General features: G+C 63.0%; 7 protein-coding genes. 3 read left to right on the top strand and 4 right to left on the bottom strand.

What is annotated here, in order from left to right; genetic code table 11:
* Together alaS and recA are read right to left on the bottom strand one after the other, a co-directional pair.
* Positions 1-2,226 (bottom strand): alanine--tRNA ligase (alaS, locus tag RMO18_RS01345; RefSeq protein WP_309663441.1); only part of this gene is annotated, 2,226 nt, incomplete at its 3' end.
* Between the two features lie 141 nt (positions 2,227-2,367).
* Complete coding sequence (gene recA, locus RMO18_RS01350) at positions 2,368-3,441, bottom strand: recombinase RecA (protein ID WP_309663443.1); 1,074 nt, start codon at positions 3,439-3,441, stop codon at positions 2,368-2,370.
* A 205-nt stretch (positions 3,442-3,646) separates the two neighbouring features.
* Here recA and RMO18_RS01355 point away from each other — a divergent pair, with 205 nt between their 5' ends.
* Both RMO18_RS01355 and RMO18_RS01360 read left to right on the top strand, forming a co-directional pair.
* Entirely contained in the window at positions 3,647-4,234 is a 588-nt protein-coding gene (locus RMO18_RS01355; protein WP_309663445.1) for a hypothetical protein, read from the top strand.
* Between the two features lie 126 nt (positions 4,235-4,360).
* A complete protein-coding gene (locus RMO18_RS01360; protein WP_309663447.1) occupies positions 4,361-4,915 on the top strand; it encodes a YSC84-related protein in 555 nt (184 codons plus the stop codon).
* Positions 4,916-4,924: 9 nt separating this feature from the next.
* Here the strand turns inward: RMO18_RS01360 and RMO18_RS01365 are convergent, their stop codons facing one another.
* Positions 4,925-5,788, bottom strand: coding sequence for an NAD(P)-dependent oxidoreductase (locus RMO18_RS01365; RefSeq protein WP_309663448.1), 864 nt, complete (start codon positions 5,786-5,788; stop codon positions 4,925-4,927).
* An 80-nt stretch (positions 5,789-5,868) separates the two neighbouring features.
* On the opposite strand from RMO18_RS01365, the gene RMO18_RS01370 reads away from it, so the two are divergent.
* On the top strand, positions 5,869-8,331 hold the full coding sequence (locus RMO18_RS01370) for a penicillin acylase family protein (protein WP_309663450.1): 2,463 nt from the start codon (positions 5,869-5,871) through the stop codon (positions 8,329-8,331).
* Positions 8,332-8,380: 49 nt separating this feature from the next.
* On the opposite strand, the gene hflX is transcribed toward RMO18_RS01370, so the two are convergent.
* Positions 8,381-9,194: GTPase HflX (gene hflX, locus RMO18_RS01375; protein ID WP_309663452.1), on the bottom strand; the 814-nt coding region annotated here is incomplete at its 5' end.

Here is a 9,194-nt window from a genome sequence, read left to right on the forward strand (position 1 = left end):
CCGCTCAGCCAGCTCGGCGGGTGAGGCTTTCAGCGTGGTCGCAATCTCGGCCAGACGGGCATCCTGCAGGCGCAGATGGTCAAGTGCTGCCTGCCCGGTCAGCGCCTCGATCCGCCGCACCCCGGCGGAGGAGGCGCTGTCGCCAAGGAGAACCATCGCGCCGATATCGCCGGTGCGGCGGACATGGGTGCCGCCGCAAAGTTCCAGGCTGTAGGTCTTGCCATCGGCGCCTTTGGCCGAGCCTTCGAGGATGCCCATCGACACGACGCGAACCTCTTCGCCGTACTTCTCGCCGAACAGCGCCTGCGCGCCGATGGCGCGGGCGTCATCGGGGGTCATGATCCGGGTCTCGACCGGGGCATTCTGGCGGATGAAGGCGTTGACCTCGGCTTCCACGGTTGCCAGATCGGCGGGACTGACGGCATGGCCATGGCTGAAATCAAAGCGCAGCCGGTCGGCGGCATTAAGGCTGCCCCGCTGCGCGACATGATCGCCCAACGCGCGGCGCAGCGCCTCGTGCAACAGGTGCGTGGCGGAATGGTTGGCGCGGATCTGGGCGCGGCGGGTGTGACTGACCTCCAGCTTGGCGGGCTGACCCTTGAGAAGAGTTCCCTCCAACACATTGGCAACATGCAGGAAAACGCCCGCGGTCTTGCGGGTGTCGGTCACCTCGGCAAGGCCGGTGGCGGTGCGGATCAGTCCGGTATCGCCAACCTGGCCGCCGGACTCAGCGTAGAACGGCGTCTGGTTGGTGATGATCTGGATCGTCCCGCCAGTTTCGGCTTTGTCGACCGCAGCGGCATCGCGGACCAGCGCATGGATCACGCCTTCGGCGGTTTCGGTGTCATAGCCGAGGAATTCGGTCACACCATGCTCTTCGGCCAGATCGAACCAGATGCGGGCGTCGGCGGCGGCCCCGGTGCCTACCCATGCGGCGCGGGCCTTGGTTTTCTGGTCCTGCATGGCATGGTCAAAGCCCTGAACATCCACCGCGCGGCCCTTTTCGCGCAGGGCATCTTGCGTGAGATCCAGCGGGAAACCATAGGTGTCATAGAGCTTGAAGGCGGCGGCACCGGGAAGGTCGGCGCCGTCCGGCAGGCGGGCAAGTTCGTCATCCAGAAGCTTCAGGCCGCGGTCGAGGGTCTGCTTGAAGCGGGTTTCCTCCAGCCGCAGGGTTTCTTCGATCAGCGATTGGGCGCGGCCAAGCTCGGGATAGGCCGCCCCCATGCCGCGCACCAGCGCGGGGACAAGGCGGTGCATGACCGGGTCATGGCTGCCCAGCATGTGGGCATGGCGCATGGCGCGGCGCATGATCCGGCGCAGCACATAGCCGCGCCCTTCGTTTGACGGCATCACCCCGTCGGCGATCAGGAAGGAGGTGGAGCGCAGATGGTCGGCGATGACGCGGTGGTGGGTCTTGCCGGGGCCGTCGGGATCGTTGCTGGTGGCGTGGGCCGAGGCCTCGATCAGGGAGCGCATGAGATCGGTGTCGTAGTTGTCGTGCTTGCCTTGCAACAGCGCGCCGATGCGTTCAAGGCCCATGCCGGTGTCGATCGACTGCATTTCCAGGGGGACGAGGCGGCCGTCGGCGAACTGTTCGTTCTGCATGAAGACGTTGTTCCAGATCTCGATGAACCGGTCGCCGTCTTCTTGCGCGGAACCGGGCGGGCCGCCCCAGATGTGGTCGCCGTGGTCGTAGAAGATTTCGGTGCAGGGGCCGCAGGGGCCGGTGGGGCCCATGCGCCAGAAATTGTCATCGGTGGGAATGCGGATGATCTTGTCGTCGGACAGGCCGGCAACCTTTTTCCAGAGCGCGGCGGCCTCGTCGTCGGTGTGGTAGACGGTGACCAGAAGCTTGTCGCGGTTCAGGCCGAAGTCCTTGGTGAGGAGTTCCCAGGCGAAGGCGATGGCTTCGGCTTTGAAATAGTCGCCGAAGCTGAAATTCCCCAGCATTTCGAAGAAGGTATGATGGCGGGCGGTGTAGCCGACATTGTCGAGATCGTTGTGCTTGCCGCCGGCGCGGACGCATTTCTGCGCGGTGGTGGCGCGTTTGTAGTCGCGGGTTTCGACCCCGGTGAACAGGTTCTTGAACTGCACCATGCCGGAGTTGGCGAACATCAAGGTCGGGTCATTGCGCGGCACCAGGGGCGAGCTTTCGACCACGGTGTGGCCATTGCGCGCGAAAAAATCGAGGTAGGTGGAGCGGATGTCGTTCAATGACGCCATTTTAGGCCCTTCCGGAGGCAAGTTCTGCAGTTCCGCAACGGTTTAGCCCCGGCGGCGGGGGCTGTCCACCACCCCGGCCCGCCGCATGCAAAAAAGGCCGGGAGATGCTCCCGGCCTTGTCAGCAATTCTGGGCAGACGGCTTACATATCGACCAAATCTTCGCTGTCCGGGCCGCCAGCGACGTTGAAATCCAGGCCGTTCGCGCCACGGATCTTGTCTTCCAGTTCGGCAGCGACGGCCGGGTTCTGCTTGAGGAACAGTTTGGCGTTTTCACGCCCCTGCCCGATGCGTTCATCGCCGTAGGAATACCAGCTGCCCGATTTCTCGACAATCCCGGCCTTTACGCCGATATCGACCAGCTCTCCGGTCTTGGAGATGCCTTCGCCATACATTATGTCGAATTCCACCTGTTTGAAGGGCGGTGCCACCTTGTTCTTCACGACCTTTACCCGGGTGGTGTTGCCGACAATGTCGTCCTTTTCCTTGATCGATCCGATGCGGCGGATGTCAAGGCGGACCGAGGCGTAGAATTTCAGCGCGTTGCCGCCCGTCGTGGTTTCGGGGCTGCCGAACATTACGCCGATCTTCATCCGAATCTGGTTGATGAAGATCACCATGCAGTTGGAACGCCCGATCGAGGCGGTCAACTTGCGCATCGCCTGGCTCATCAGGCGGGCCTGGCTGCCCATCTGCATGTCGCCCATGTCGCCTTCAATCTCTGATTTCGGCACCAGGGCCGCCACCGAGTCGATCACCACCAGGCTGACAGCGCCGGAGCGGACCAGCGTATCGACAATCTCAAGCGCCTGTTCGCCGGTGTCGGGCTGCGAAATCAGCAGCTCGTCCAGGTTCACGCCCAGCTTTTTCGCATATTGCGGGTCAAGCGCGTGTTCGGCATCGACAAAGGCGCAGACGCCGCCCTTTTTCTGTTCTTCGGCAACCACATGCAGGGTGAGCGTGGTTTTCCCTGAGGATTCCGGCCCGTAGATCTCGATGATCCGGCCCTTTGGCAGACCGCCAATGCCCAAAGCGATGTCCAGACCGAGGGAACCCGTCGAGGTTGCCTCGATATCCATGGCCGGGCTGTCAGCGCCAAGCCGCATGATCGAGCCCTTGCCAAACTGACGCTCGATCTGCGCCAGAGCGCTTTCCAGAGCCTTCGCCTTATCCATTTCACGCTTCCCGTCGAGGTCCAAAAGGTTCGCAACCGCCATGTCCGTCTCCCTTATTTCACAGCCACCTGCAGGCGGCAATCCTACCTGATGTTCCCCAAGTGTTCTCAGCCTTATGAGATCAAATGCAGAACATTTCAACCGAATTCTCGTCAAATGCAGCTTTTGCGCGATTTGGTTAAGGGATAGTTTACGCGACTTGAGGAAACCGGTGAAAAGCCGGAAGCCATACCAACAAGGGGCGCGAATGCTGGTATTCTGGGATCAACGACTGGCTTTTCTGGCGACACCGAAGACCGGGTCAACCGCGATTGCGGCGGCGCTCGAATCACTGGCCACAGTTTCGGTGCAGCGACCCCCGGTGCTGAAGCACACCACGGTGCACCGCTATCGGCGGTTTGTGGGGCCCTATCTGCAGGCGGCGTCCAAGGAGGACTTCACAGTCGTGGCGCTGATGCGCGAGCCGCGTGATTGGCTGGGATCATGGTACCGGTACCGCCAGCGCGAGGACACCGACCCGGAAAGATCGACGCGGGGGATCAGCTTTGATGAGTTCGTGCGCGCCTGGTGCAGCGACACGCAGCCGGAATTTGCAGCGGTTGGATCACAGGGCAAGTTCCTGCGGCCGCGTCAGGGCCAGGGTCTTGACCGGCTGTTCCGCTATGAAGACATCGACGGGTTCGTGGCGTTTCTGGAGGACCGGCTGGGCTGCGAGATCATTCTGCCACGGTTGAACGTCTCGCCCGTGGGGATGACCGGGCTTTCGGCCGAGACAGAGGCGCTGTTGCGCGAGGTGGCAGTCGAGGATTACGCGCTGTACGCGACGCTGTCTTAGTAGCGGAAGGCGAAACTCGGCAGGGCATCGCCGCCCTGGGCATGGGGGCATGACAGGCGCAAAGAAAACCGTTAGGATTTGAGGCAACGGGGCATAGACCCCAATGAGGCAGGAAAGGCGGAGGTTATGGCAGGTATTTCAAGGCGCGGTCTGATGGTTGGGGCGGGGTCTACAGCTCTGCTGGCGGCCTGCAGCAATGGCATCGGTTCAGGCGGTGCCACGCAGATCGACGCGCGGGTCGATGCGACGCAGAGCTTTCTGTTCAGCCGCTATCCGGGCACACAGGATTTGGCATCGCGGGCGGCGGGGGTGCTGTTCATGCCGCTGATCACCGAAGCGGGTTTCGGCATTGGCGGGTCCTATGGGCGTGGCGCGTTGCGCATCCAGGGGGCGACAGTGGATTACTATTCTGCCGCCAAAGCGTCGATCGGGTTTCAGATTGGCGCACAGCAATATGCCCACGCGCTGTTTTTCATGACGCCCGATGCGTTGGAGGAATTCCGCCGTTCGCCCGGCTGGGCGGCCAGCGCCGACATCCGCTATGCAACGCCTGATCAGGGTGCCACCATTGGCAAGGAGACGACGGAACTGACGCCGGTGGTGGCGCTGGTGTTTGGCCAGCAAGGGCTGATCGCGGGGGCCACGCTGAGCGGGGTCAAGTATACCCGGATCATTCCCTGACCGGACCCGCTATTTCAGGCGGCGGATCAGTGACGAGGTGTCGTTGCGACCGCCGCCCATCAATTGCACATCCTTGTAGAACTGATCGACAAGGGCGGTCACCGGCAGGCGGGCGCCGATCTCATCCGCGGTATCAAGGCAGATGCCAAGGTCCTTGCGCATCCAGTCCACCGCGAAGCCGAAGTCGAATTCGTCCTTTAGCATGGTCTTGTGCCGGTTGGCCATTTGCCAGCTGCCAGCCGCGCCAAGGCTGATCACCTCGACCACCTTTTCACCGTCAAGCCCGGCTTTCTGACCGAAGGCCAGCGCTTCGCTGAGGCCCTGCATCAGGCCCGCGATGCAGATCTGGTTCATCATCTTGGCCAGTTGTCCGGCACCCGAAGGCCCGATCAGGCGGCAGATCCGGGCGTAGGCGGCCATCACCGGTTCAGCGCGGGCGTAATCGGCGTCATGGCCACCGCACATGATGGACAGCCGGCCGTTTTCCGCACCGGCCTGCCCGCCTGACACCGGCGCGTCGACAAAGCTGAGGCCGTGTTCGGCGGCGATGGCGGCGAGTTCGCGGGTGACAAGGGCGGAGACGGTGGTGTGGTCGACGAAGATCGCGCCTTTCGACATGCCGGCAAAGGCGCCGGTTTCGCCCAGGCAGACGGAGCGCAGATCGTCGTCATTGCCGACGCAGGCCATCACGAAATCGGCGCCCGCTGCGGCCTTGGCAGGGGTTTCGGCCCACCCTCCGCCGTGCTTTGCCGTCCAGGCCTCGATCTTGGCGATGCTACGGTTGTAGACGGTGACGTCATGCCCCTTGGCCTGCAAATGCCCGGCCATCGGAAACCCCATGACCCCAAGCCCGAGAAACGCCAGTTTCGCCATGTCCCACCCCTGATGATTGCCCTTGACCGCCCGATGGACTAGGAACCGAAGCGGACCCCGCCGTCAAGAACAGGCCCCTGATGCTGACTGCCTTTCTCTGGCTTATCCGGATTTTGACCGGACTTATCGGCCTTGGGCTGATCGCGATGCTGTTGGCCTATTACATCCTGTCACGCTCGCTGGTCGACTATTCCGAGGACTTCACGCTGGAGGACATTTCGGCCCCGGTCGAGATCGTGCGCAACAATGACAACGTGCCGCATATCTTTGGCAAGACCGATGCAGATGTGTTCTTTGCGCTGGGATTTGCGCATGCGCAGGACCGGTTGTGGCAGATGACGATGCTGCGCCGCACCGCACAGGGGCGCTTGTCAGAGGTGTTCGGGCAGGCCACGGTCAAGACCGATGAGCTGTTGCGGCGGCTGGATCTGTACGGACTGTCGCTGGCTTCGGTGGCCGCACAGGATGCCGAGACGATGACTGCGCTGGAGGCCTATTCAGCGGGCGTCAACGCCTGGATCAACCAGATCAACAAGGGCGCGCGGGGCCGCGGCGCACCGGAATTCTTTTTCTTTTCCAACGAGATAGCGGCATGGGCGCCGGCGGATTCGATTGCGATTGTCAAGTTGATGGCATTACAGCTGGCCGGCCAGGTACAGAGCGAGGTGCTGCGAGCCCGCATGTCCTTGATCTTGTCCCAAGAGCGGCTGGCCGATCTTTTGCCCGATGATCCGGGTCAGGGCGTGGCCGCCCTGCCGGATTATGCGGCAGTGGTGCCCGGCGTCACCCCTGATTTTGAGGCGGTGGACTTCGCGCAAGGGCCGCTGTCGCCGGTTGCGGACATCGGGTTTGCGGGGGCATCGAATGCCTGGGCTGCGGCGCCGGGGCGGTCGGCGGCGGGGGGCAGTCTGTTGGCCAATGACCCGCATCTGGATTTCACCGCGCCGGGGATCTGGTATCTGGCTCGGCTGGAATTGCAGTCGGGGGGCGTGATCGGCGGGACCATTCCGGGTGTTCCGGCAGTTCTGGTGGGCCGGTCCGAGGCGATGGGCTGGGGCCTGACCTCGGCCTATCTGGATGACCAGGATCTGCTGATCGAAGAATTGAACCCCGACAATACCGAACAGTACAAGACGCCCGACGGCTGGGCCAGTTTTGAAAAACGCCAGTCGATCATCACCGTCAAGGACGGCGATCCGCTGACCCTGACGCTGCGCTGGTCGAAGAATGGCCCGATCCTGCCCGGCACGCATTACGATCTGGCCTCGATCACCCCGCCAGGGCATGTCGTGGCGCTCAGCTGGACGGCGCTGTCGGCCACCGACACCTCGGTCACGGCGGCGATGCGGCTGATGCGGGCAAAGACGATCTCGGACGGGATCGCGGCGGGCAGCCTGTTCGTGGCCCCGGCGCAGAACCTGATGCTGGCCGATACCACCGGGATCGCCATGCAGCTGATCGGGGCAATGCCGAACCGCGATCCGGGGCACAAGTCGCTGGGGCGGATGCCTTCGCTGGCGGCTGATCCGGTGAACGGGTTCAAGGGCACCCTGCCCTATAGCGACAATCCGCGCTTTCTGAATCCGTCCTCTGGCCTGCTGGGCAACACCAACAACAAGACGATCGAGCGGCCATTCCCGCTGCATGTAAGTTACGACTGGGGCGATACCCAGCGCATTCAACGCTGGCTGACGCTGATGAAGGCGCGCGAGGTGCATACCCGCGAAAGCTTTATCGAGGCGCAGCTTGATACGGTGAACCCCACGGCCAGGGCGCTGCTGCCGCTGATCGGGTCGGAACTGTGGTTCACCGGCGAGGCGGCATCCGAAGGCACGCCGGAACGGCTGCGCCAGAAGGCGTTGATATTGCTTGCGGAATGGAACGGCGAGATGAGCGAGCATCTGCCCGAACCGCTGATCGCCGAAGCCTGGCTGCGCGCATTGATGGACCGGCTGATCCGCGACGAGCTGGGCGCGATGGCCGATACCTTTACCCACCCGTCGCCGGTGTTCATGGAGCGGGTTTACCGCAACGTGGACGGGGCATCGGTCTGGTGTGACGTGATCCAGTCGGCAGCGGTGGAAACCTGCGCCGATCTGTCACGTATCGCCTTGGATGAGGCGCTGCTGCGATTGTCGGAGACGTATGGTCCGAACGTTGAGAGCTGGCGCTGGGGCGATGCGCATCAGGCAACGCATGACCATCCAGTGCTGGGAACGGTGCCGGGGTTGCGGTATTTCGTGAACATCCGCCAGTCCACCAGCGGCGGCGACGATACCTTGCAGCGCGGCAGCACCAAGGGCACCGGGCCGAACCCTTACCTGAACGTGCATGGTGCGGGGTATCGCGGGGTCTATGATTTTGCTGACCCTGACAGTTCAGTGTTCATCACCGCGACGGGCCAATCGGGGCATCCCTTGAGCCGCCACTATGACGATCTGGGCGAGCTGTGGCGGCGCGGCGAGTACATTCCGATGTCGCTGGACCCCGATCTTGCACGGGCGGCGGCGGCGGGGGTGATGGTGCTGACGCCTGCGCCATGATCCGGACGGATGGCGGCGTCGGCATTGTGTGTCGGCTTTGTGCGGGGACTTACAGCTCGCGAAAGCGCTGTTCCTGCCGTGCCGTCCAGCGCAGGGTCAGATGGTAGCCGTCTTCGGCCTGCGTCTCGTCGGTGACGACGCCTTGTTCATGCAACCATGCCCGCTTGCGGCCTTCGGCAAAGCCAAGGGTCAGGCTGCGGTCGGTCTTTTCTTCGTCAAACGCGGTGGAGATGGCGTCGAGCAGCGCCGCAACCCCTTCGCCGGTCAGCGCAGAGACGGGAAAGACGCGATCCCTACCCGTGGCGCTGGCCTCGATCCCGGCGCGGGCGCTGGGGGCGACGAGATCAAGCTTGTTCCAGACCTCGATCAGCGGGGTGGACGGCTTTACACCAAGCGAGGTGAGGATGTCAGTCACGTCCTGCGCCTGTTCGGCGGTTTCGGGGTGGCTGATATCGCGGACGTGCAGGATGAGATCGGCTTCCAGCACCTCTTCCAGCGTGGCGCGGAAGGCGGCAACCAGTTGCGTGGGCAGGTCAGAGATGAAGCCAACAGTGTCGGAGGCGATGATCTTGCGGCCAGAAGGCAATTCAATGCCGCGCATCGTGGGGTCAAGCGTGGCAAAGAGCATGTCCTTTGCCAACACATCCGCCCCGGTCATCCGGTTGAAGAGCGTCGATTTTCCGGCATTGGTGTACCCCACAAGGGCCACCAGAGGGAACGGCACTTTGCGACGACTGGCGCGGTGCAATTCGCGTGTCTTTACAACGCCATCAAGCTGTCTCTTCAAGCGAATGACCTGATCGTCAATCGCCCGGCGGTCCTGTTCGATCTGCGTCTCGCCGGGGCCACCGACAAAGCCGAAG

Origin of the sequence: Tabrizicola sp., assembly GCF_031377265.1 — a bacterium.
In the GTDB taxonomy this organism is placed as follows: Bacteria; Pseudomonadota; Alphaproteobacteria; order Rhodobacterales; family Rhodobacteraceae; genus JAUYQR01.